The organism is Haloferax volcanii DS2 (assembly GCF_000025685.1).
Classification (GTDB): Archaea; Halobacteriota; Halobacteria; order Halobacteriales; family Haloferacaceae; genus Haloferax; species Haloferax volcanii.
This window is the reverse complement of record NC_013967.1, coordinates 2,290,639-2,314,673: the sequence shown is the minus strand read 5'-3', so window position 1 is coordinate 2,314,673 and position 24,035 is coordinate 2,290,639. Positions and strand designations below refer to the sequence as shown.

The window sequence follows — 24,035 nt, the reverse complement described above, 5'->3', positions numbered from 1 at the left end:
GTCGCCCGCTGGACCCGAGTCAGTCGTCGGCCTCGGCGGCCGTGCCGGCGTTCGTCTCGACGACTATCACCTCGTCCGAACCCTCGTAGAGGTGGCAGGCCGCGGGATGCGGCACGTCACCGACGCCGGGGCGTCGCGTCTCACAGGGGCTCTCGAAGCGGTCCCGAAGCGTCTCGCTAGCGCGGTCGACCTCGCCCTCCGCGAGGTGGCCGAGCGCCGTGTCGACGACGCTCGCGACCTCGTCGTCGACGTGTCGCGCGCGCGCCTCGTCGATGAACGCCTCCGTGTCCTCCCGGTCGGGGTCGGCAGCGTCCCAGATATGGTCTTGGTTCACGTCACCGACCGCGAGAGCGTCCCGAAGGTCCATCACGGCGCGGTAACTCCCCTGTTCGATGGCGAGGTCGTCAGGGGGGATGACCTCCGGACACCGAGTCCGGAAGCGACAGCCGGACGGCGGGTTTCGCGGCGACGGCACGTCAGCACGTCACCCGGCAGCGCCTCGACCCGTCGGCCGTGTTCGGCCGTTGAGGGTCGGGGAACGCTCTCCAACAGCGCCTTCGTGTAGGGGTGTTTCGGAGACTCGAACAGGTCGTCGGTCGGACCGAGTTCGACGATGTTGCCGAGGTACATCACGGCGACGCGGTCGCAGATGTGGCGGACGACCGAGAGGTCGTGCGCGATAAACAGATACGTCAGTCCGAACTCCTCCTGCAAATCGTCGAGCAGGTTCAACACCTGCGCCTGCACGGACACGTCGAGCGCCGACACCGGTTCGTCGAGGACGATGAACTCCGGTTCGAGCGCGAGCGCGCGAGCCATGCCGACGCGCTGGCGCTGGCCGCCGGAGAACTCGTGGGGGTAGCGGTCGAAGTGGTTCGCGGAGAGGCCGACCCGCTCTAACAGGTCCGTGACCCTGTCGCGCCGCCACTCGCGTTTGGACTCGCCGTCGGCGGACTCGGGAATCCCGTGAATCTTCAGCGGTTCGGCGACGATGTCGCCGACGGTCATCCGCGGGTCGAGACTCGAAAACGGGTCCTGGAAGACGATTTGGGCGTCCCGGCGGAACGCCTTGAGTTCGTCGTCGTCCATCTCGAAGACGTTCCTTCCGTCGAACGTGACCGCGCCGCCGGTCGCCTCGCGGAGTCGGAGCAGCGTCTCTCCGGTCGTGGACTTCCCACAGCCGGATTCGCCGACGAGGCCGAGCGTCTCGCCGCGTTCGACCTCGAAGGAGATGCCGTCGACGGCCTTGACGCTCGTCGGGTCGCGCCCGAGGAGGCTGTCGACGAACGAGTCCTGTTCGAAGTAGTACTTCTGGAGGTCCCGAACCGCGAGGAGCGGCTCAGTCATCGGCGCTCACCTCCCCGGCCGCCTCGCCCCCGTCGACCGAATCGACGGCGTCGGCGGGGTCGTACTCCTGTTCGGCGAGGACGCACCGGACGCTGTGTCGGCCGTCCAGTTCGTACTCTGGGATGCGGGTCAGGCAGTCGGTCATGGCTTTGGGACACCCGTCGGCGAAGTAACACGCGTCGGGCATCTCCGAGTCGAGCAGGCTCGGCACGTTGCCCGAGATGGGTTCGAGGCGGCCCGAGGGGTCGTCCACGTCCGGAATCGACCCCAACAGTCCCTGCGTGTACGGGTGGACGGGGTCGTCGAAGATGTCGGCGAGCGGGCCGCGCTCGACGACCTCGCCGGCGTACATGACGCCGACGCGGTCGCACATCCGGGCGATGACGCCCAAGTCGTGGGTGATCATCAGGATGCTCATCCCCTCCTGTTCCTGCAGGTCGCGAAGGAGGTTGAGAATCTGCGCCTGAATTGTCACGTCGAGCGCGGTGGTCGGCTCGTCGGCGATGAGTACGTCCGGTTCGCCGGCGAGCGCCTGCGCAATCATCGCGCGCTGGAGCATCCCGCCGGAGAACTGGTGGGGGTACTCCTCGGCGCGGTCCTCGGGGTCGGGGATGCCGACTTGGTCGAGCAGTTCGACCGCGCGGTCCATGCTCTCGTCGTCGACGTAGCTCTTCGAGGGGAGAAGCGAGTCCACGAGGAGCGAGCCGAGGCCGTAGCCCTGCGTCCGCGAGCGCGTGCTGCGCGGGTTCGACCGGGCGCGGCGCTGGACCTCGACCGCCTCGGCTATCTGCTCGCCGACGGTTATCGAGGGGTTGAAGCTGCTCATCGGGTCCTGAAACACCATGCTGAACGACGGGCCGCGGAGCGACCGGCGGACGCCCTCCGGGAGCCGTCGGATGTCCACGAGGTCGCCGTCGACGGCGTCCGGTTTCGACTCGCGGAACTCCTCGGCGAGGTCGGCGTTGCGGTACCATATCTCGCCTTGCGTCACGCGGCCGGGTGACTCGATGAGGTCGATGACCGACAGCGCGGTCACGGACTTGCCGGAGTCGGACTCGCCGACGATGCCGAATATCTCGCCGTCTTCGACGTCGAACGAGACGTTTTCGACCGCGTTGACCTGCCCCTCCTCGGTGAAAAACCGGGTGGAGAGGTCGCGGACGCTGAGAATCGTGTCGGCCATCTCAGACGCCCCCCTCCCCTTCGATGCCGGGGTCGAGCGCGTCTCTGAGCCAGTCGCCGACGAGGTTCAGCCCGATGACCGCCACGACGATGGCGAGGCCGGGCATCGTCGAAATCCACCACGCGGTGGACTGGTACTGCCGGCCGAGGGCGATGTCGAAGCCCCACGACACGTCGGCCCCGGAGAAGCCGAGGAACGACAGCGCCGATTCGAGCAGGATGATGGCGGCCACCTGAATCGTCGCCAACACGAGGATTGGCGTGATGGCGTTCGGGAGGACGTGTCTGAGCATCGTCCGCCCGTCGCTCGCGCCGAGCGCCTTCGCGGCTTTCACGTACTCCTCCTCGCGGATGGAAAGCGCCTCGCCGCGGGCGACGCGGGCGAACCACACCCAGTTGACGAGCGCGACGACGATGACCGTCCCCGGGAGGACGACCGTCTCCGGCATGCCCGTCGGTAACCCGACCGCCGAGCGGAACGCCGGGGCGATTCCGGTGGCGACGAACGGGTCGGGGATTGGCGCTTGCGCCTGCCCCCAGACGCCGACGAGGGCGATTGCGAGGACGAGCGAGGGGGAACGCGAGCATGATGTCCGCGCTCCGCATCAGCACGTCGTCAACGCGCCCGCGATAGAACCCCGCCGACAGCCCGACGAGGACGCCGATGAGCGCCGCGAGCGACGTGCCGAACAGGCCGACGAGGATGGACGTTCTCGCGCCGTAGATGATGCGCGAGAGGATGTCTCGCTCGTTGCCGTCGGTGCCGAGCGGGTGGGCGAGCGTCGCGTTCGTGTAGACGGTCTGCGTCTCGGTGACGACCTGCCCGTCTTCGATGACGACGCTCCCGTTTTCCATCTGCGTCACCTCTCTGGTCTCCGTCGTGCTGAAGCCGAGCGGCGGTTGCCGGGCGTTGTCGAGGTCCTGTTGAGACGGGCTATACGGCGAGATAAACGGGGCAAAGATGGCCATCGCCACCATGAGGACGACGACGACGATGCCGAGTTTCGCGAGGAGACTCCGTCTGAGTTCCCGGCGAAGGTTTCTGCGTGTGCGTTCCGATATCATAGAGCGTTAATCGTAGGCCACCTGCGGGTTGACGTAGGCGTACAGGGCGTCGACGAGGATGTTCACGAGGACGAATCCGACCGCGACGACGATGAGCGAGCCCTGTAAGACCGGCCAGTCGCGGGCGTTGATGCTGTTGATGATGAGCGACCCGAGTCCCGGCCACGCGAAGACGGCCTCCGTGATGACGGCCCCGCCGATGAGGGTGCCGAGTTGGAGTCCGATGACGGTGATGACCGGGATGAGCGTGTTCCGAAGCGCGTGCTTGTAGCGGACCAGCGTCTCCGGGAGCCCCTTCGCCCGCGTCGCGCGGACGTAGGTCTGTCCGAGTTGGTCGAGCATTCCGCTGCGGGTGAGCCGCGTGATGAGCGCGGTGAAGTACGTCCCGAGCGTGATTGCGGGGAGCGTGATATGCCACAGCCACGTCCCGAAGCCGCGTATCGCCGCGCCCACGTCGCCGCCGGCGAGAAGCACCGCGATGCCGTCGAGGCCGATGGGGCGCTGACTGGTCGGGAACGCGTCCAACTGCACCGCGAGCACGAGGATGAGCATCACGCCCAGCCAGAAGTTCGGCGTGCTGATGCCGACCAGCGAGAACACGGTCGCGCCGTAGTCCGCCGGCTCGTGACGCCGCGTGGCAGAGAGGACGCCGAGCGGAATCGCGATGACGACGGCGACGACTGTCGCCGCGATGGCGAGTTCCAGCGTCGCCGGGAGTCTCGCCACGACGCGGGCCGAGACCGGCGTCCGGGTGACGAGCGACAGGCCGAGGTCACCGAACGGGACGCCCGAGATGAACTCCCAGTACTGCACGTACAGGGGCTCGTTCAGCCCGAGTTCGGCGATGACCTGCGCTCTGACCTCCGGGTCGACGTCGGGCGGCAACAGCACGTTCGCCGGGTCCCCCGGCGAGATGAACCGGAGGCCGAAGACGACCGTGATGACCCCCAGATGACGAACAGCCCCTGGAGCGAGCGTTTGATGAGGAACCTCGACAGCGACATCGACTACTGCTGGCTCATCGCGTACGCGTCGATGCGCTCGTCGGAGCGGGCCTCCCACGCGATGGCGTCGTTGACGCCGTAGACGCTGTACTGCTGGTTCAGGAATATCCACGGGCACTGGTCGTGGGCCAGTTCGCCTCTTGGAGCGTCGCTTCGCGCTCCTCGCCGGACTGGTTGCCGGCCTGTTCGAGCAGCGCGTCGAACTCCTCGTTTTGCCACGTCGTGAGCGTCCCGTCGGAGGAGAGAAGCGCCTCCATGACGAGGCCGCCGTCGAACGTCGCCTCGCCCCAGCCGATGAGGAACCACGGCGGGCGGGCCTCGATACTGCCCGCGAGCAGTTCGTCCACGAGTGAGCCGAAGTCGCGCTGGCGGACCGTCGCCGTGACGTTCGGTAGCTCGTCGATGTAGCCCGCGACCGCCTGCGCGATTTCGAGGTCCTTCAGGTAGCGGCCGACCAGCGTGTTGAGTTCGATCTCCGCGCCGGCGTAGCCGGACTCTTCGACCAACTGCTCTGCCTGGTCCGGGTCGTACGGGTACGGGTCGAGGTCGGGGTTGTGGCCGACGAACTCGGGGAGCGTCGGCTGGCCCGTCTGCGCGCCGAAGCCGCCGAGGACGTTCTGGACGATGCTCTCGAGGTCGATGGCATAGTTCATCGCCTGCCGGAACTCGACCGAATCGAACGGTTCGACGTCGTAGCGCATCCCGTTGTAGATGATGCGGGTCGACGGGGCCGCGGCGACGCGCGCGTTGTCGGAGTTGGTGACGCGCTGGACCTCCTGCGGCGGGACGTTGACGATGAGGTCGGTCTCGCCCTGCAGGAGTTGGTTGACGCGCGTGCTGGCCTCGGACGCGGCGCGGAAGGTGAGCGTGTCGACCGCCGCGGGCTCCCGCCAGTAGTCCTCGTACGCCGTGAGGACGACCTCCTCGTCTTCGGTGTACGAGTCGAGTTGGAACGGCCCCGTACCGTTCATGTGCTGACTGATGTACGCCTTGTCGTTCTCCTCGACCCACGACCGCTGCATCACGTCGAGGTAGGTCGCGAACTCGGAGAACACGATGGGATTGAGAGACGCGTTGTTGACCCTGACGGCGTTCTCGCCCTCGATGACCCCGCGCCGGAGACGCCGGCGAGTTGGTCGCTCTGCGGGCTGGCGAAGCCGACCTCCTAGTCGACGACGCGGTTGATGCTGTACGCGACGTCCTCGGGGGTGAGTTCGTCGCCGTTGTGGAACGTGACGCCCTCGCGGAGGTCGAAGCGGACCGCGTTCTCCCCGTCGATGCGCTCGTAGTTCGTCGCGAGCGCGGTCTGAATCGACCCCGCCGCGTCGCGGGTCAACACGCCCTCGTACGCGTGGATGACGACGATATCCGTCGACGTCTCGCGGTGGTCCTGTGGGTCGGGGCCGGAGGGCATCTGACCCTGCGTGATAGTCACGTCGAACGAACCGCTGTCCTCGGTCGTCGTCGTCTCGGCGGTCTCCGTCTCGTCTCCGTGGTCTCCGACTCCTCCCCGCCGTTACCGGTACAGCCCGCGAGCGCCGCTGCCGCCGCCGCGCTGCCTGCCAACTTAATGTATGAACGTCGACTAGTATGCGAAGTGTTGTCAGCCATCGAAGGCTCATTGAGTTGACCGTTCTTGTATCCATTGCCTGTGACCCGACTTCGTATAGCGTTCTGAGAATATATTACAGATAATTATCCCTCTGAGGCATCGACATCTGACACGGGCGCATCGCACCTCAGATACGGGGTACGTTTATTACGCCCCATCTCCGAAACGTTCGTATGGCCGTGACCGGCCGTCCCACACTTCGGGACTTGTTCGACGAGTCGCCGACGCCTCACATCGCACACCCGCCGCGCACGCATCAACGGCACTTCTACGTCGCGACGGACGGGTCGTATCGCCCGAACGGCGGTGGACTCGGTGCGGTGATAGAGACCCGCGACGGCGAGCGAGTCGCCCGTATCGCACTCCCTGACGTGCCGCCGGACAACAACGTCTCGGAGTATCGCGCACTTCACCTCGGACTGGACGTACTCGCCCATCGCGCGCCCCCCGACGCTCGGGTCGGCGTCCTCGTCGACCACGACGACCTCGCCGCGAACGTCAACAACGCCGTCCTCGCCGGCGACCACCCCGACTGGCAGTCACCGAAGCGAATCGTCGTCCCCGCCGGCAGCGAACACCACTGGCGGGGGATTCAGGCCCGTATCGCCGGCTTCGGAGAGCTTCGCGCCGCGCGAATCGACAGCCGAGAGAACCCCGCGCACCCGCTGGCGAACGCGCCGAACGAGTACGAACACGTCAACCGGCGGGCAGACCGCTGCGTGCTTCCCGACCCCCCGGAGTTCGAAGCCGACTCCGGAACCGACGTGAGCTACCTCCCGCCCTCGCGGTTCGAAGGGCGCGCGAGCGACTGAACGCAGGCCGTCGTCGACGACCCCCCGTTCGCCCCGTCCATCGAGTGGGCCGCCGAGCGCGAGCAGTCCCACCGGGGCGGCGCCGTTCCGGGCCGCCACCGTCGGGCGACCGTCCCCTCTCCGGCCGGTCACTCCTCCATCAAAAAGTTGACAACACGGAGCGACGACGCCGGACGTATGGACCCCGCGGAGACCGTCGGCGCGTTCGACCCTCGGAGACGCGGGCTCTCGCCGCTCGGTGCGACCGCGCGCCGCCACGCGCGCCGACTGGTCATCACCGCACTCTTGACGGCCGTCGTCGTCGTCGTCGCCGTCCGCGACCCGGGGCTCCTCTCACCGACCGCCGGTGTTTCGACAACTGTCGTCGGCGTCGGCGGCCCGACCTTCCTCGTCCGGCTCGAACTGGGCGCGCTCGCCGGCGCTCTCGCCGCCGGCGTCTCGCTCGTCGCCCTCGTCGACCGCGACCCGGCGGTCGACCTCCGCGCCGCCTCGGGGTGGCTCGCGCTCGCCGCCGCGGGCTTCCTCGTCGGAACCGTCGCCGCGCGGCAGTTCGCGCCGGGCCTCGTCGACGTGCTGGTCGAGTGGGGCCGCGTAGCCGCCGATTCCCGACAGTCGACGCTCGAACTCGAACTGTTCTTCCCGGTCGCGGTCGGCGGCGGCGCGGCCGTCGCCCCGCTTCTGCTCGGATTACGCCGCGCCGGCGCGCTCTCGCGGCGACTCACCGGGCGGACGAGAGGGCTGTCGCTCCTCTGTCTCGTCGCCTTCGCCGCGTGCTTCTCGCCGCCGGATTCGACGACGTTCGCGCTCTACGCGGCCCCGCCGGCGGTCGGGCTGGGCGTCGCCGTCGCGTGGGCCGAGTTCGGGTAGGGATTCGAAGAGAAACTGGCGGCGAACTTCGCGTTACTCTTCCTGCGCGTCCACGACCGCCGTCGCCGCCAGGTTGACGATGTCTTTGACTTCGTCGCCGCGCTGGAGGACGTGGACGGGTTTGTCCATGCCGACGAGCATCGGGCCGATGGCCTCCGCGCCGCCGAGTCGCTGGAGCAGTTTGTAGCCGATGTTCCCGGCTTCGAGGTTCGGGAACACGAGGACGTTCGCGGGGCCGTCGAGCTCAGCGAAGTCGTAGGTTCCTTCGAGGATGTCCTCGACGAGGGCGGTGTCGGCCTGCATCTCGCCGTCGACCGGGAAGTCGACCTCGGGGTCGTCCTGCAGGAGCGCCGCGGCGTCGCGGGGCTTGCGCGTCCCCTCGTTCGTGACGCTGCCGAAGTTGGAGTACGAGAGCAGCGCCGCGCGGGGTTCGACGTTGAACTGACGGGCGAGGTCCGCGGTGTGCTTCGTAATCTCCGCGAGAACCTCCTCGTCGGGGTCGAGGTTGACCGTCGTGTCGGCGCAGAAGACGACGCGGTTCTTGAACGTCATCATGTAGACGCCGGCGGCGTAGTCGGCGTCGTCGGCCGTGCCGATAATCTGGAGCGGCGGGCGAAGCGCCGACGGGTAGTGGTGCGTGAGACCCGTCAGCATCGCGTCCGCGTCACCGACTTCGACCATCACGCTGGCGAAGTAGTTCGAGTCGCGGCGGACGAGCTCCTCGGCCTCGGAGTTCGTGACGCCCTTCCGCTGTCGAAGCTCGTAGAGACGGTCGACGTAGTGGTCCCACTCGCCGTCGCGGGGGTTGGCGATAGTCGGGTCGAAGTCGAGACCCAGCTCTTCGGCCTTGCGCAGAATCGTCGTCGTCTCTCCGACGAGGATGGGTTCGGCGATACCCTCCTCCTGCATCTGGTAGGCGGCGCGAATCATCTTCTCGTCTTCGCCCTCCGCGAGGGCGACCCGCTTTGGGTTCGACTTCGCCTTGTTGAGGACGACGCGCATCATCTCGCGGGACTTCCCGAGGCGGGCTTCCAACTCCTCGCGGTACGCGTTCATGTCGAGGCGCTCGCGGGCCGCGCCGGAGGTCATCGCCGCCTGCGCGACCGCGGGGGCGACTTCGAACAGCACGCGGGGGTCCAGCGGCTTGGGGATGACGTAGTCGGCACCGAACTGGAGCGGGTGGTCGCCGTAGGCCTTGACGACCGCGTCGGGCACGTCCTGGCGGGCGAGTTCGGCGAGCGCCTCGGCGGCGGCGCGCTTCATCGCCTCGTTAATCTCGGTCGCGCGCACGTCGAGCGCGCCGCGGAAGATGAAGGGGAACCCGAGGACGTTGTTCACCTGATTCGGGTAGTCAGAGCGACCCGTGGCCATGATAACCGTGTCGTCGCGGGCGTCCTTCGCGTCCTCGTAGGTGATTTCGGGGTCCGGGTTCGCCATGGCGAAGATGACCGGGTTGTCGGCCATCGACCGCACCATCTCCTGACTGACGATGCCGCCGACCGAGAGCCCCGCGAGCACGTCCGCACCCTCCATCGCGTCCGACAGCGAGCCCTCGTCGACCGGCTTGGCGAACTCGGCTTTGTACTTGTTCACGTCGCCGTCCTCGACGCGCGACTCGGTGATGATGCCCGAGGAGTCGCACATCGTGATGTTCTCCTTTTTCGCGCCGAGGGAGACGTAGAACCGCGCCGTCGCGAGCGCGGACGCGCCCGCCCCCGAAAAGACGATGTCGAGTTCGTCGAGGTCCTTGTCCACGATGTCGGCGGCGTTCAAAAGCGCCGCCCCGGAGATGATGGCCGTGCCGTGTTGGTCGTCGTGGAACACGGGGATATCCATCTGTTCCCGGAGCTGTCGTTCGATTTCGAAACACTCCGGGGCCTTGATGTCCTCTAAGTTGATGCCGCCGAACGTCGGCTCCATCGCCTTCGTCGCCGCCACGAAGTCGTCCACGTCGGCGATGTCGAGTTCGACGTCGAACACGTCGATGTCGGCGAAGCGCTTGAACAGCACGCCCTTGCCCTCCATCACCGGCTTCGACGCCTGCGCCCCGATGTCCCCCAGCCCGAGGACGGCGGAGCCGTTGGAAACAACGCCGACGAGGTTGCCCTTCGCGGTGTACTCGTAGGCGGCGTCTTCGTCCTCCGCGATGTCGAGACACGGCGCGGCCACGCCCGGCGAGTACGCCAGACTCAGGTCGCGCTGTGTGTTCGTCGGCTTCGTCGTCGCTATCTCGATTTTTCCGGGCGGGTCCTGTCTGTGATATTTCCGTGAGTCGTCGTCCAGTCCCATGACCCACACGTCCTCACGCAGGGGGCAAAAAGCTATTCAACAACGTCGAATTTTGACTTCGACAATAGTCGAACCCCCGACGGACGGCGGCGAGGTCGCGGCGACGAATCGACGCCGCTCCGCTCGAAAAATTACTCCGGTTCGATGTGAAGAATTTCCGGCCGTTCGAGTTCGACCGTCTCGTCGGCGTCGGTCACGGTCCGGGTCGGCCAGCGGCCGGTCATGGTCAGCGGCTCGACGCCCTCGTCAGTGACGAGCGCGGTTCCCTCGCTCTTTGCGCCCTGAATGGTCGGGTTGTAGGCGTAGCCCATCGGCGCGTGGACTTCGTCGTCGGCGTCGGGCGTGGCGAACCACTCGCGGCCGGCGAACCCGGCCGCGCCGCCTTGATGGTGGTTCAGCCACTCTTCGGACTCGCCAACCGAGTCGTAGGCGTCGCGAATGGCGTCGAACACGTCGCCCGCAGTACCGCCCTCCGCGGCGGCCTTTCGGGTCGCCGCCAGCGCCTCCGTCTCGACCTGCATCGCCCCCTCGTGGCGGGTTTCGAGCCACTCGGGCGCGTCGAACGCGACGGTCCGCGTGCAACTCGCGTAGAGGCCGCCGCGCTGAGCCGTCACCGAGACGAGCGCGTAGTCACCGAGTTCCTCCTGTTTGGGCGTGTAGTGGCGGTAGTTCTGGGCGCGTCGTCCGCCCCCGACGAGCACGACCGGCGCTTCGATGCCCATCGCGCTGAGCGTGACTTTCAGACCGGAGGCGACCTCGTGTTCGGTGTCGCCCGGCGCGAGTTCGCGACAGACCCGCTCGACCGCGCTCGCCGCGTCGCGGCCGAGTTCGCGGTAGGCCTCGATGTCGGCGTCGGAAAGCGGCTGGCGGACAGCCGCGGCGTCCACGTCCTCGAAACCGGGCACGTCGAAGTCGGCGGCGGCGGGGGTCGGTGAGACCGACTCGACGCCGGACGCCAGCGAGCCCTCGTACCACTGGAAGCGGTGGACGCGAACGTCCTCGTGGGGCAGTTCCTCGTGGAGCAGGCGGGTCGCTTCGATGTTGTCCGTCACGACGTGGAACTCGTCGCCGTCGTAGCCGGCGGCGGCGACGCCCAACGGCGAGTCGCGGTCGACGACGTTGTCGCCGCCGAGGAGCCACGCGAAAGAGTTCGGTCGGGCGAACCAGACCGCTTCGAGGTCGCGGTCTGCGAGATACGCGTCGAGTCGGTCTGCTCGGGAGTCGAGTCGCTCGTCCATGTTCGCGCGTCCAACCGAACCGACTTGAATGGGACGGCTCGGATGGGGCGTGTCACCCGCGCGAGCGACCACCCTCACGACGACGCCTTCGAGGACCATACTGACGAGATTTGACATCCTCCCGTGCCTAAAGACGTCCCCAGAACGCAGAGTGTTCTGGTGTGCGAACGAGACGCAGAGCGTCTCGTCAACGCGGGAATCCCGACCGCAGTTGGGATATTAGGGTTTGCAACCCGCCTGCTCGCTCGGTGCAAAACGCCCCGAGGTTTGAGTGAACAGGTAGGCTACTGGCCGTGCCAAACGACCGTTACTCATATCCTCCGTCGGAGGATTCTGAGTTATCTTTCTGCGAATGTTGACCGCACCGTTCACGTCCGCGTTCATCGTCACACCGCACGACTCACAGACGTACAACCCACGCTCCACGCGCTTCGCCTCACGCTTCCGCCCACAGCACGAACACGTCTTTGACGTATCTCGCTCACTCTTGCGGTCTACGAGAATCCCGTGTTCTTCGGCCTTGTATTCGAGCAGACGAGTGAACCGGTCGAACTCCCAGCCGTGGAGTTTCTTATTTCTACGTGTACCCCAATTCCGAGAGTCACCATTTTCATCCTCTCGAATATCGCTCAAGTCACCGACGGCGATACGACCGACCTCGTGGTCGATACACTGCTCGACGATGTGCTTGGAGAGTGCGTGCAGGAAGTGGTCTTTCCGACGCGAGAGCTTCTGGCGAGCGCGAAGCGCACGACGTGACGGCCCGTTCTCGCCTTCGGTATCGTACTCGTCACGGGTGAAGTAGTGTTTGTCCTGTTTCAGCACGTTCCCCGAATACAACTCCGCCTCACCGTCGTCGTAAGCGATGGCGAGGTAGTTCTTGATGCCGAGGTCGATACCTGCGGCGTTATCGCCGGGAGCGTCCTCGACGGGGATTTCGACCTTGCAGACGAGGTGCAGTTCCCATCTGTCGCCGTTCCATACGGCTCGCACTTGCTGGATGTTCTCTACGGTCACGTCCGGACGCGTCTCGTACTCGCAGAGGATGAAGTCCGAACGGTGGCTTTTGAGGTTGAACCCCTTGCTGAGACGGAGCCTATTGTTCGAGGTGTCGTGTTTGATGCCGTGCTGCTTCCACGTCACGGTGGAGCGTGGGTGGTTGTCGCCTCGCTTTCGGTAGCCGGGCGGATTCGCATCTGTGTCGCCGTTCTTGCGCTTTTTGAACCAACCGGTGAACGACTCAGCGAGTTCTTCGAGAACGCGCTGACTTGACTGAGAATGGAGGTCACTATATCGTTCGTGGTCTTTTAATTCGCGCTTGAGGTCGGCTTCAGACGGAATCTCGCCGGTATCGTTCCATTCTTGCTGGATGTGGTAGCGGGCGACGTTCCACAGTTTCGACGCGGAGTGTCCGCAGTCATCGAGGTCGTCACTCACTTGCGAGTGATTGACGATTGTCGCTCGATAGGTTCGGGTTGTCTCCAGCATCTGACTATGGTTATAAATACTTATAAGAATTAGTATATTAAAAGTAACGAGCGTGCTATCGAACGTGGTTAGTGGAGGGGTTGACGGATTAATCCCGCGCCTTTAGGCGCGGGTATTCTCCTCGCCATGTATAAGTTCGCGCGGTCCTGACCCACGCGTATGACACCTCGGCTTCGCCGCCTCCTCGCGGGGGCCGCCGCGATGACCGGCGTCCTGATGGTCCTCGGCGTGTACACCGCCGCCGCGGGCGCGGGTCTCACCTGCGCCGGGCGCTGGCCGTTCTGCGACGGCTTCCTCGGCCTGTTCCCGGCCAACTGGAGCAGCTTCCTCGAATGGTTCCACCGCCTCGTCGCCATGCTCACCGGCTTTCTCATCCTCGGGACGACCGTGCAGGCGTGGCGCGAAGGCGTCGCAAAAGGGGTCCGCTACGCGCTCGTCGTCGCCACGGTCATCCTCCCGTTCCAAATCGTCCTCGGGGCGCTCACCGTCACCGAGTACGAGTGGGTCATCCTCACCGCCCACTACGTGGTCGCGACCTCCATCTTCACCGCCGTCGTCGCCGCCGCCGCGCGGGGACTCGTTGACCGCGGCGTCCCCCGCATTGCCGACGCGGTCAGGTTCGCGCTCGTCGGCGCGCCCGTCATGCTCGTCCTCGCGCCCCACGCGTTCGTCTCCTTCGGCCCGACGACGCAGGCCGTCTACTACGTCGTCGGCCTCGCCACCTACGCCGCGCTCCTCGCCGTCACGCTCTGGGCGAACGCCGCCCACGGCCCGCGGGCGGACGCCTACGGCCGACTCAGGTTCGTCACCGCGCCCGCGAGCGTCGTGGTCCTCGCGCTCCTCATCGCCGGCCGGCAGGTGTACGGCCCGGTGCTCGAACTCGCCCACCTCGGCGGAACCGTCCTCGCGCTCGTCCTCGTCGTCGGCGCGGCGGTCCTCGTCCGCGGCGGCCTCCCCGTGCCGCAGGCTGGCGAGCTGAACGACGCCGACTGACGACGGGCATCGGCGCGGCTCACTGCTCCTCGCGGCTCCTCGCAGTCACTCTTTGGGCAGCTCGATTGGTTCCGTCGGCAACGATTCCGCCGTCTACCCCAGCAGAGACAACATCTCACGTGATAGTTGTAGATTAATCCGAGAAGACGATAGTGTGGTGAAGATGTTTCAGTTAGACATATATCTCACCCATCCACACAATTCCCGGATATTTTTCGTCAATATCGACATGAATTGAGGAGCGGACCGAAGAAGTGTTATATGGTGCTGTGCTACCTGAGGGCTGTTATGGAACGTCGCACCTTTCTGAAGGGCTCCGCCGGAGCCGCGGCCGCGTTCACGCTGGCCGGCTGTCTCGGCGGCGGCGAAGGCGAGAGTGAATCGACCGAGACGACCTCGACGACCGAGGCCGAAACCACCGACTCGACCGAGTCCGGCGAGGCGAGCGAGCTGCCCGAGACGATTACTATCGGTTCGGACATTCCGTACCGTCCGTTCGAGTACGAGACGATCGAAGGCGACCTCACCGGGTTCGACGTCGACATCGCAGAGGCCGTCTTCGATGGTCAACTCGGCATCGACTACGAGTTCAAGCCGACGAGCTTCGACTCCATCATCCCCTCGCTGAACAACAACAACTTCCGCATCATCATGTCCGCGATGACCATCAACGACCAACGCGCGCAGGAGGTCGACTTCTCGGACCCCTACTTCACCGCGTACCAGACGGTCATCGTCCGGCAGGACAGCGACATCCAGTCCAGAGAGGACCTCCGCGGGACGACCGTCGGCGTCCAGAAGGGCACCACCGGCGCCGACGCCGCCCTGGAGTTACAGGAGGAGTTCGACGGCGAACTGGAACTCAACCAGTACGACCAGGTCACCGGCGCGTTCCAGGCCCTCGTCAACGGGCAGGTCGTCGCCGTCATCAACGACAACACCGTCAACGCGGAGTTCGTCAACAACCAAGGCGAAGGGGAGGTCCGCTTCCTTCAGGGCGAGGGCGCGGCCGCCGAGTCCGGCGAGAACGCCCCCGATTACCTCACGCTCACCGTCGAGAACTACGGCATCGCGTTCCGTCAGGACGACGACGAGTTCCGCCAGCGGGTGAACGAGGCGCTCGCCGCCATCAAAGAGAACGGGACGTACGACGAGATATACGCCGAGTACTTCGAGGGCTGAACGCGGCCCCCCTTTTTATCGACTGACAGAGACACTCGAACTCATGGCAGACACATACTCAGGGGCGACCGCCGAGGACGGTGACCACGGGAGCGGCGGGTTCATCGACGACACGAGCCTGAAGTGGCTCGGCGTGGGGCTGTCGAGTCTGTTCGCGCTCGCCGTCTTGGCGCTCGTCGCCTACATCGTCGCCACGCAGGTCGACTTCGCGCTGATGCGGACCATCCTTCCGCAGTTCGTTGATGCGTACCTCTTGGTGCTCCAAATAGTCGTCATCGGCGGTATCCTCTCGGTGACCGCCGGCGTGTTCGTCGGCCTCGCGCGCGTCTCGAAGACGGCGATAACGAACGGCATCGCGACGGCGTACGTCCAGTTCTTCCGCGGGACGCCGCTTCTGTTCCAGATATTCGTCATCTACTTCGGCATCCCGACGCTGTGGCCGGGGACGTTCCCGGTACAGAACTGGGGGTTCCCGACGGCCATTATCGCGCTGACGCTGAACCACGCCGCCTACGTCGGCGAGGCGGTCCGCGGCGGTATCGGGGCCGTCCCCGACGGGCAGATGGAGGCGGCCCGGTCGCTCGGCATGGGCTACATCCAGGGGATGCGCGAGGTGGTCGTCCCGCAGGCGTGGCGCAACGCCCTCGCGGCCATCGGTAACGACCAGGTCATCCTCGTGAAGGACACCTCACTGCTCACCATCATCGCCATCCCCGAACTGATGCAGGCGTTCCGGAGCGTCAACAGCGCGACGTTCGACCCGTGGACGCCGCTCGTCCTCGTCGCCATCGCGTACCTCTCGATAACGCTGCCGCTGATGCGACTCGTGACCTACTTGGAGGAGCGCTCGGATTGGGGAGGTGACCGCCGATGAGTCTGCTCGAATTCGACGAGGTGAACAAGTACTTCGGCGACACGCACGTCCTGAAAGACGTCGACCTGAACGTCGAGGAGGGCGAAGTGTGCGTCGTCATCGGCCCCTCGGGGTCCGGAAAGTCGACGCTGCTTCGCTGTGCGAACCGCCTCGAAGAGATTCAGGGCGGCGAGATTCGCCTCGAAGGCCAGTCCATCTCCGCGGCCGACGCTGACATCAACCGCCTGCGCCAGCGCATCGGCATGGTGTTCCAGAGCTTCAACCTCTTTCCCCACAAGACGGCGCGGGAGAACGTGACGCTCGCACCCACGAAGGTGAAAGGGCTCAAGAAAGGAGACGCCGAGCGCCGCGCCGACGAACTGCTCGACCGCGTCGGCCTCGGCGCGCAGTCGAACTCCTACCCGAACCAACTGTCCGGCGGCCAGCAACAGCGCGTCGCCATCGCCCGCGCGCTCGCCATGGACCCCCACGTGATGCTGTTCGACGAGGTCACGAGCGCGCTCGACCCCGAACTCGTCGGGGAGGTGCTCGACGTGATGCACGACCTCGCCGACGAGGGCATGACGATGCTCGTCGTCACCCACGAGATGGGCTTCGCCCGCGAGGTGGGCGACCGCATCGTCCTCATGGCCGACGGCGAAGTCGTCGAGGACTCGCCGCCCGAGGTGTTCTTCGAGAACCCGAAGACCGACCGCGGCAAGCAGTTCCTCTCGAAACTGCTCTGAGCCGAGGTAGCCGGGCACACACCCGGAATCTTCCAACAAGCTTATCCCCCGAAACGCCGCTTCCTGCGGCATGAACTACGCTCCCCGCGAATTCAGTCACGAGCCGCCCGATAGCGAACGCACCAAGGCCGTCCTCTTCTGTCAGACCTGCGGCCGCGCCGCCGGCATCGACGCGTGGCCCGAACGGGCGCGCGACGGCCGCACGGTCCGACTCGACTGCCCGGACTGCGGCGCGGTCGTCTGGCGCGGGCTGGATGATGAGGCCTCTGAAGAGCGTCGAGCGCCGACGCCGACGCCCTGACCCGGTACCGAGCCGAGTCAACGAGCGCGAACCGCCCAACCCCGATTTTACGGAACCATCACTTCGACGCCGACGGTGTCGTAGTCGGTCATCGCGGCCAGTCGCTCGGGCACCTCGTCGAGCGAGACGGTTTTCGTCACGAGCGACCCGGGGTCGACAGCGTCCGACGCGAGCAGCGAGAGCAGGTCGTCGGCGTTCGTCGGCGGCATCCCGCGCGCGCCGAGGAACGACACCTCGTGTCGCGTCATCCAGTCGGTCGGCAGCGACACGTTCCCCTTTTCGGCCTCGGTCGTCAGCCCGACCTGTACGTGCGAGCCCCGCGGCCGGACCGAACGAACCGAGTTCCGGCAGGTCTCCGCGACGCCGAGCGCGTCGAGCGAGACGTGCGCCCCGCCGTCGGTCAGTCCGCGGATGGCGTCAACCGGGTCCTCCGCGGAGCCGTCGACGACGGCGTCAGCGCCGAGGTCGGCCGCGGCGTCGAGCGCGGACTCGCGCACGTCGACCGCGACGACGCGCGCGCCGAGGACGTTCGCCACCTGAATCGTCGAGAGGCCGACGCCGCCGCAGCCGTGGACGGCGACCCACTGCCCCGCGCGGAGGCCGGCACGGGCGTCGAGGGCGTTGTACGCCGTCATGAACCGACAGCCGAGCGCGGCCACGTCGGTCGGTAAGACATCCTCGGGGAGCTGAATCGCGTTGTAATCGGCGGACGGGAGATGTACTAACTCCGCGAACGCGCCCTGGGCGGCGGGTTCGAAGCCGAGGGCGTGGGGGTGGTCGCCCGTACAGACGTTGCCGTGGCCGGTCTGGCAGTAGCCGCACGAACCGCAGGCGAGATTGAAGGGTAAGGCGACGCGGTCGCCCTCCCGAATCGTCTCGACGCGGTCGCCGGCCTCGACGACGCGGCCGGCGGGCTCGTGGCCGAGAATCTGCCCGGACGGGACCGCGTCGTCGGCCCACTCGCCGTGCCCCATCCACGAGTGCCAGTCGCTCCGGCAGATACCGCAGGCCTCGACTTCGACGACGACGCCGTCGGCGTCGCACGTCGGGTCGGGTACTTCCGTCACGTCGAGCGGTTCACCGTGTTCGCGGAGGACTGCGGCTCTCATACGCGCGGTTCGTCGGGCGGCCCCAAAAAGCTCCGCGTGGCGTCAATCCCGCCTGTCGTGCAGCGGACAAAATGCGGCGCAGTCCCGCTCAGAAGAAGTCGTCGAGACCGGACTGCCCGTCGTCGGTCGCGGCGTCGGAGTCGTCGCTTTCGGCCGACTCGTCGGCGTCGGTGTCGGCATCGCGGTCGAGTACGTCGTCCGTTCCGTCGCCACCGTCGTCGGCCGCGGCGTCGTCGTCGACGGATACGCCTTCCATGCCGGCGAACGCGCCGGCGGCGTGTTCCTCGACCAGTTCCTCGCGGAGTTCGCCGGCATCCTCGACGATTGACTGGACCTTGTTCGTCGTCTCGCCGCTCCCGGTGACGAAGGAGACGTGCGACTCGTCGAACTCGTAGTAGGCGGCCATGGCGACGGTCAGTTCGCGGGGCTTGCAGTGGTGGGTGATGGCCGAGAGGTACGGCAGGGCCTCGCGGCGGGCGGTCGCCATGCTGAAGCCACCGTTCTGCGCGATTTTCCGGACGACGGTGTCGCGGGTCTTGTCGCGGGTCGAGCGGTAGGGCGCGCCGCCGTAGCGGGTCCACCCGCCGCGGGTTCGGTCGCGGGAGGCCGCGACGCCGGCGGCGAGGTTGTCGGTCGCGTAGCGCCAGTAGGAGTAGTTCTGCGTGGCGCGCACGCGGCCGAGCCAGCGGTCGGCGTTGGCGAGGAAGTCGTAGGCGCGGGCGAGTTCGTCGGGTTCGTAGACGAGCGACACCTTGTCCTCGACCCACTTCGTGAGGTCGTCGGGCGTCTCGTCCACGTCGTAGGCGGTGTACAGCGCGTCCTGCGCGGACTCCTCTTTGAGGACGGCGTCGAGGAACTCGAACAGGCCGACAGATCGGTCGCGGTCGCCCATGACCACGTCCTCTTCGGTGATTTTCTCGCGGCCCTCGGCGATGGCTTGGAGGTCGTTGACGGCCGACCGGAGGTCGCCGCTGTTCATCTCGGCGATGCGGTCGAGCGCGTCGGACTCGAACTCCAGTCCCTCCTTGCGGCAGATGTCGCGGAGGACGGGGACGATAGAGCGGGCGGACACGTCGCGGAACTCGATTTCCTGACAGGCGTTCCGGAGCCCGCGGCTCATGTCGTAGAACTCGTTGGCGATGAGGACGATGGGCTGGCTCGACGACTTGACGAGGCGGGTGACGGCGCTGGCCCCGCCGCGGTCGTAGTTGCCGTGGATGTTGTCGGCCTCGTCGAGGATGACCAACTGCCGGGTGGACGTGCCCGCGGAGGAACCGGCGAGCGTCGCGTTCTTCGCGGCGCGGCCGGCGAAGCGTTCGATGACGTCGCCGGTCCGCTGGTCCGACGCGTTCAACTCGACCGTCTCCCAGCCCATGTCGGCGGCGAGCGCGTGGGCCGCGGAGGTCTTTCCGATGCCCGGGCTCCCGTGGACGACGACGGCCTCCCGGTGGTCGTCCCACGTCTTGGCCCACTCCGCGAGGGCGTCGCGGGCCTTGTTGTTGCCGCGGACCTCGGAGAGCGTCGATGGGCGGTACTTCTCCGTCCAGTCTACCATTATCGGAAGGAGGACCGAGGCGCGTTTAGTGGTTGCGGAGCGCCGCGCGCCGGCCGGACGCTCCCACCGGAAGCGGCCCGAACTACCGGGGCGGCTCACCGGCTCAGACGCCCCACCGCGCCGTCTCACCCCGCCGACTCACCACGCCGCCCGCCGCGCCCGGTTCCGGGCGTCGACGAGCGACCAACCGAGCGCCGCCAGCGTGGCGAGGCAGACGACGAACAGCGCCACGACGACGCCGACCCGGCCGACGCCGGCGTAGTAGCCGGCGCTGTCGATGACGCCGGCGAAAAGCAGGCCGAAGGCGACGAGACTGAGCGGCCGCGCCCACAACTGTCTCCGAACGAGACCCATGCCCGTCGCCAGAAGCGACACCCCGGTCAGCCCCCCCAACACGAGCGACGCGAACAGCGAAAACGGGTCGGTCCGCGGTTCCATCATCGGACCGCCGTCGACGGTCAACACCCAGATGGCCAGCGTCACGGCTCCCGTGACGAGCGCGTAGCCGCCCACCGTTCGCTCCCAGTCCATCTCGTTGCACTCCGTTCCCGCCCTCGCTAGACGCGCTCCCGCCACAAGTACGCATCTCCGGGTTCTCGCGCGGGAGAACGTGTGTGCGCTCGGAACGTGTTCGAATCCGACGGGTTCGAGAGCGGCGACCGCCCCGGGCGTGTTCCACGCAATCATATATCAATGTTCAGAAAACTTATTAGCGCCCTCCGAGTGGACTCCGTTCCATGTTCCCCGACGAAATCGTCACCCCGCGGCTCAGGCTCCGCGCCCTGTCGCGGGCGGTCGTCGACCCGTTGGACGCCTACGACCACTTCGCCGCCTCGCGGTCGGACACCATCGAAGAGGAGACGAAGTTCGTCACGTGGGGCCCCCACGAGACGCCCAAGGAGACGCTGGAGTTCCTCGAACGGGCCGAAGAAGGCCACGAGTCCGCGGAAAACGCCGTCTACGCCGTCTTCCCCCGCGACGGCGAGGACGGCGCGGGCGAGTTCGCCGGCACCGCCGGGTTCAACCCCGAGTGGGACAAGCGCCGGGCCGTCTTCGGGATGTGGCTCCGCAAGGAGTTCTGGGGCCGCGGCTACTCCGGCGAGCGGGCGGCCGCGTTCTTCGCCGCGGTCTTCGACGTGCTCGACCTCGACGTGGCGCTCGCGTACGCCATGCCCGAAAACGAGGCGTCGTGTCGAGCAATCGAGAAGTACACCGACCGCTTCGGCGGGGGAGAAGACGGCCTGTTTCCCAACGAGACCGTCGACGCCGACGGCACCCCGCGCGACGTTCGCGGCTGGTCCGTGACCCGCGAACAGTGGGAAACCGCCACCGACGGCGACTACGACGCCGAGTTCCGCTGGAGCCTCGACCCCGACGACGTTCGCTGAGCCGCCTCGATTCGCCGCCGGGGACTGCACCGAGGACCGCGCCGGCGACGACGCGGCCGTCCTCCAGACCGCCGTGAGCGCGGGTCGCGGTGTGGACGCCTCGTCTCGTCACATCGTACCGCGAGCCGATCACTCACGGCGGCCACGAGACATTTACGGGAGAACGACAATCGGTTCCGACACGATGTCAACGACACCTGAATCGACGCCCGGTTCCACACCATCGACGCTTCGGTCGGTCGGCAGCGGCGGCGTCGCCGGTCTCGGGGCGGCCCTGTTCGGCTACCTCGTGACCTACCTTTTGACCTCCTCGACTATCGAGAACTCGACGGCCAGTCAGGTGCTCGAAGCCCTCGGCTCCGACGTCTCGACGTGGAGGGTCGTCGGTTGGGTGTTCATGAGCGCCCACGGCGTGACGACCCGGTTCCCCGGCCTGTTCGGAACGACCTCCAGCGCGAACCTCATCGAAGGCGTCGAGGCGTTCTCGCCGGTGCTCTACGTCGTGCCCGTGGTCGCGCTGCTCGCTGCGGGCGCGCTCGCGGCCGTCGTCGGCGGCGCGTCCTCGACGCGGGATGGCGCGCTGGCCGGCGCGGGAACCACGGTCGGCTACCTCGTCTCCGCGCTCGCCGGTATCGCACTTTTCACCGTCTCCGTCGGCGACGCGGCCGTCAGCCCCGACCCGGTCACGTCAGCGCTCCTCGCGGGAGTCGCATACCCCGCCGTTCTCGGTACCGTCGGCGGCGTCGCGGCCACGGCGCTCCGGTAGTCACGGACGCCCGCCCGTTCGGTTCTCCGTTCTCCGGTCCCGCACGTGTTCCGGCTCAGAGGTCGCGCGCGACCAGTTCGCCCCAGTGGTCGAAGCCGTAGCGCTCGTAGAACGCTCGCGCCCGACCGTTCGCCTCGTCCACGTCGAGGACGATTCGGTCCAAGGGGAGGTCCTGCGAGCGCGCGTGGGCCAACACAGCGTCCATGAGTTCGTCGGCGGCGCCCGAGCCGCGGTAGTCGGCGTCGAGAAACAGTTCGTTGAGGACGGCGGCGTCCCAGATGAACGTCATCTCCTCGGGGAGCGCGAAGGCGTAGCCGACGAGCGTCGCGTCCTCGCTCTTGCCGCTCTGTCCGCCGTCCGACACCGCTTCGGCAACGACGACGCAGCCGGGGTCGTCGGTCGCACAGCGCTCGACCCACGAGAGATATCGCTCGCGGTAGTCGTCCGTGAGTTTCGCCTCGTACGTGGAAAGCTTGTCGTCGCCGCCGGTCCCCGCGCCGAGACCGAGTTCGAATCCGCGCTTCAGTTCCCAGAACGCGGCCGCATCGCCCGGTTCGTACGGCCGCACCTCGACGCCATCCGGTGTCTCGCTCATGCACGCGGATGGGTCGCCGTCGGTTATGAACGCTCGGAGTCGCGGCCGCGTTCCCGGCTCGCCCCAATTCGGTCGTCGGCTCGCCCCGTCACTCAGCCGGTTCGCCCGCCGGCCCGCGAAGCCGCTCCGACAGGAGCCGTCCGCCGACCACGCCCGCGCCGAGCACGACGAGCATCAGTTCCGTCCCCGACGAGGCGAGTGGGGCCACCCGCTCGACGTTCTCGGGTTCCGCGCCCGGCGACGGGTCGACCACGGTGCTGTAATGGAGCGTCTCCGTCGTCGGCGGAGGCGACGCGGGCCGTAGCTCGACGAACGTCTGGACGAACCCGCGCGTGCTCGACCACTCGGCGCGCCCGCTAATCGAGTAGAACGCGTCGTGAAGCGGGTAGAAGGCGTTGACACCGTTGGTGAACAGGTCGGGGAAGATGCCGCCGCAGAGGAGCGCGGCGACGCCGACCCACGCGACTGCGACCCCCCGAGCGCCCCAGCGACCGCGAATCGCGGAGCGTTCGGGGTCCCGCATCCGCGTGTCGTAGGCCACGAGCGCGGCGAGGACGAGCGGGAGCAACAGCGTGTGGAGGAGCGCGCGGTGGCTCCCGGGCAGGTGCGTGCTGGTGAACGAATCGAGGTCGGGAACCGCGGCAGCGACGAGCGCGACGCCGACCGACCGGGCGTCGAACCAGCGACCGAGGAGGCCGGCACCGACGAGTCCGCCGACGGCGACGTGGACGAGGGTCGATGGCATACCGCGTAGTGGTCGGCCGACGACCTTCAGAGTTCCCACGGGGTTCGTCACGCGACGACTACCACTTTCGACATCCTTTTGCGGGATACTCACGCAGGTTGTCCCATGACTCACTCGTCGGACGGGCCGAGGTGTTCGCGATGACCGCGGCACCGCGCGACGACCTCGCCCGCCGCATCGCGGGCGAGATTACCCTCTCGGACGACCCCGGCGCGACGCTCCGGAAGTGGCGGACCGACTTCGACATCTCCCAGACGGCGCTCGCCGAGCAGTTGGACGTGTCGTCGTCGGTCGTCTCCGACTACGAGAGCGGCCGCCGCGAGAGCCCCGGCATCGGCGTCATCCGCCGGATGGTCGAAGCGCTCCTCGATATCGACGAGGCCCGCGGCGGCAGTCGCATCCGGCAGTACGCCCGCGTCCTCTCGGCCGGCTTCGAGAGCGACATCGTCCAGGACCTCCGGGAGTACCCCACGTCGATTCCGCTCAATAGCTTCTACGACGCCATCGGCGCGACCCCCATCGTCGACGGCGACCAAGACCGCATCAGCGGCCACACCGTCATCAACAGCATTCAGGCAATCACGCGGCTCTCCTCCGAGGAGTTCTACCGGCTCTACGGGCAGTCGACGAGTCGGGCGCTCGTGTTCACCGGCGTCACCCGCGGCGAGTCGCCGCTCGTCGCCATGCGCGTCGTCACGCCGACGCCGAACGCCGTCGTCCTCCACGGCCTCTCGAAGGACGACCTCTGGGAGCACGCGCCCGCGCTCGCCACCATCGACGGCTTCGCCCTCGCCGTGACCGACCGCGATTTAGACGAGATGCTCGAAGACCTGCGGAAGCTCCCCTGAGAACGCCGTAGTACCCGTATCCGTTTTCGGTCCGTCTGACCCGATTCGTT

General features: G+C 67.0%; 19 protein-coding genes and 4 pseudogenes. 10 read left to right on the top strand and 13 right to left on the bottom strand.

The window, feature by feature from the left end; translation table 11 throughout:
• Positions 1-19 precede the first annotated feature (19 nt).
• From HVO_RS16470 to HVO_RS16450, 5 genes and pseudogenes are all read right to left on the bottom strand, one after another.
• Positions 20-1,347, bottom strand: a pseudogene (locus HVO_RS16470) (ABC transporter ATP-binding protein).
• Positions 1,340-2,530: an ABC transporter ATP-binding protein gene (locus HVO_RS16465; RefSeq protein ID WP_004042340.1), complete on the bottom strand. Its 1,191-nt coding sequence runs from the start codon at positions 2,528-2,530 to the stop codon at positions 1,340-1,342. Before HVO_RS16465 ends, HVO_RS16470 begins: the two are co-directional and overlap by 8 nt.
• A 1-nt stretch (position 2,531) precedes the next feature.
• Positions 2,532-3,594: pseudogene (locus tag HVO_RS16460) on the bottom strand (ABC transporter permease).
• Positions 3,595-3,600: 6 nt separating this feature from the next.
• A pseudogene (locus HVO_RS16455) lies at positions 3,601-4,598 on the bottom strand (ABC transporter permease).
• A gap of 3 nt (positions 4,599-4,601) precedes the next feature.
• A pseudogene (locus HVO_RS16450) lies at positions 4,602-6,164 on the bottom strand (ABC transporter substrate-binding protein).
• Between the two features lie 219 nt (positions 6,165-6,383).
• Between HVO_RS16450 and HVO_RS16445 the strand changes: the two are divergent.
• Together HVO_RS16445 and HVO_RS16440 are read left to right on the top strand one after the other, a co-directional pair.
• The gene (locus HVO_RS16445; RefSeq protein ID WP_004042333.1) at positions 6,384-7,022 is read left to right on the top strand and encodes a ribonuclease H family protein; all 639 of its coding nucleotides are present in this window, start codon (positions 6,384-6,386) and stop codon (positions 7,020-7,022) included.
• A 177-nt stretch (positions 7,023-7,199) separates the two neighbouring features.
• Positions 7,200-7,889, top strand: coding sequence for a hypothetical protein (locus tag HVO_RS16440; RefSeq protein WP_004042331.1), 690 nt, complete (start codon positions 7,200-7,202; stop codon positions 7,887-7,889).
• Positions 7,890-7,922: 33 nt separating this feature from the next.
• Here the strand turns inward: HVO_RS16440 and HVO_RS16435 are convergent, their stop codons facing one another.
• The 3 genes from HVO_RS16435 to HVO_RS16425 all read right to left on the bottom strand — a co-directional run bounded on the left by HVO_RS16435 (position 7,923) and on the right by HVO_RS16425 (position 12,904).
• On the bottom strand, positions 7,923-10,178 hold the full coding sequence (locus tag HVO_RS16435; protein WP_004042329.1) for an NADP-dependent malic enzyme: 2,256 nt from the start codon (positions 10,176-10,178) through the stop codon (positions 7,923-7,925).
• Positions 10,179-10,309: 131 nt separating this feature from the next.
• Complete coding sequence (locus HVO_RS16430) at positions 10,310-11,416, bottom strand: M24 family metallopeptidase (RefSeq protein WP_004042328.1); 1,107 nt, start codon at positions 11,414-11,416, stop codon at positions 10,310-10,312.
• A 219-nt stretch (positions 11,417-11,635) separates the two neighbouring features.
• On the bottom strand, positions 11,636-12,904 hold the full coding sequence (locus tag HVO_RS16425) for an RNA-guided endonuclease InsQ/TnpB family protein (RefSeq protein ID WP_004042327.1): 1,269 nt from the start codon (positions 12,902-12,904) through the stop codon (positions 11,636-11,638).
• A 201-nt stretch (positions 12,905-13,105) separates the two neighbouring features.
• Between HVO_RS16425 and HVO_RS16420 the strand changes: the two genes are divergently transcribed.
• The 5 genes from HVO_RS16420 (at position 13,106) to HVO_RS16400 (ending at position 16,979) form a co-directional block, all read left to right on the top strand.
• A complete protein-coding gene (locus HVO_RS16420; protein ID WP_004042326.1) occupies positions 13,106-13,897 on the top strand; it encodes a COX15/CtaA family protein in 792 nt (263 codons plus the stop codon).
• 288 nt (positions 13,898-14,185) lie between these two features.
• On the top strand, positions 14,186-15,079 hold the full coding sequence (locus HVO_RS16415; protein ID WP_004042325.1) for a basic amino acid ABC transporter substrate-binding protein: 894 nt from the start codon (positions 14,186-14,188) through the stop codon (positions 15,077-15,079).
• Positions 15,080-15,122: 43 nt separating this feature from the next.
• Positions 15,123-15,953, top strand: a complete 831-nt coding sequence (locus HVO_RS16410) for an amino acid ABC transporter permease (protein ID WP_004042323.1) — start codon at positions 15,123-15,125, stop codon at positions 15,951-15,953.
• The gene (locus HVO_RS16405; protein WP_004042321.1) at positions 15,950-16,678 is read left to right on the top strand and encodes an amino acid ABC transporter ATP-binding protein; all 729 of its coding nucleotides are present in this window, start codon (positions 15,950-15,952) and stop codon (positions 16,676-16,678) included. Before HVO_RS16410 ends, HVO_RS16405 begins: the two co-directional genes overlap by 4 nt.
• Positions 16,679-16,748: 70 nt before the next feature.
• Positions 16,749-16,979: a hypothetical protein gene (locus HVO_RS16400; protein WP_004042320.1), complete on the top strand. Its 231-nt coding sequence runs from the start codon at positions 16,749-16,751 to the stop codon at positions 16,977-16,979.
• Between the two features lie 47 nt (positions 16,980-17,026).
• Here HVO_RS16400 and HVO_RS16395 read toward each other — a convergent pair whose 3' ends face one another.
• The 3 genes from HVO_RS16395 to HVO_RS16385 form a co-directional block, all read right to left on the bottom strand.
• Positions 17,027-18,088, bottom strand: a complete 1,062-nt coding sequence (locus HVO_RS16395; protein WP_004042318.1) for a zinc-binding dehydrogenase — start codon at positions 18,086-18,088, stop codon at positions 17,027-17,029.
• Between the two features lie 88 nt (positions 18,089-18,176).
• Entirely contained in the window at positions 18,177-19,643 is a 1,467-nt protein-coding gene (locus HVO_RS16390) for a replication factor C large subunit (protein ID WP_004042317.1), read from the bottom strand.
• Positions 19,644-19,781: 138 nt separating this feature from the next.
• Positions 19,782-20,174: a hypothetical protein gene (locus HVO_RS16385; protein ID WP_004042315.1), complete on the bottom strand. Its 393-nt coding sequence runs from the start codon at positions 20,172-20,174 to the stop codon at positions 19,782-19,784.
• Positions 20,175-20,380: 206 nt separating this feature from the next.
• On the opposite strand from HVO_RS16385, the gene HVO_RS16380 reads away from it, so the two are divergent.
• Together HVO_RS16380 and HVO_RS16375 are read left to right on the top strand one after the other, a co-directional pair.
• Positions 20,381-21,031: a GNAT family N-acetyltransferase gene (locus HVO_RS16380; RefSeq protein WP_004042314.1), complete on the top strand. Its 651-nt coding sequence runs from the start codon at positions 20,381-20,383 to the stop codon at positions 21,029-21,031.
• 184 nt (positions 21,032-21,215) lie between these two features.
• Entirely contained in the window at positions 21,216-21,797 is a 582-nt protein-coding gene (locus HVO_RS16375) for a hypothetical protein (protein WP_004042313.1), read from the top strand.
• 55 nt (positions 21,798-21,852) lie between these two features.
• Here the strand turns inward: HVO_RS16375 and HVO_RS16370 are convergent, their stop codons facing one another.
• Positions 21,853-22,392 (bottom strand): GNAT family N-acetyltransferase, encoded by a 540-nt coding sequence (locus tag HVO_RS16370; RefSeq protein ID WP_004042312.1) that lies wholly within the window; start codon positions 22,390-22,392, stop codon positions 21,853-21,855.
• 88 nt (positions 22,393-22,480) lie between these two features.
• Positions 22,481-23,137, bottom strand: a complete 657-nt coding sequence (locus HVO_RS16365) for a metal-dependent hydrolase (RefSeq protein ID WP_004042311.1) — start codon at positions 23,135-23,137, stop codon at positions 22,481-22,483.
• Positions 23,138-23,277: 140 nt separating this feature from the next.
• On the opposite strand from HVO_RS16365, the gene HVO_RS16360 reads away from it, so the two are divergent.
• Positions 23,278-23,985: a helix-turn-helix domain-containing protein gene (locus HVO_RS16360; RefSeq protein ID WP_004042310.1), complete on the top strand. Its 708-nt coding sequence runs from the start codon at positions 23,278-23,280 to the stop codon at positions 23,983-23,985.
• Positions 23,986-24,035 lie beyond the last annotated feature (50 nt).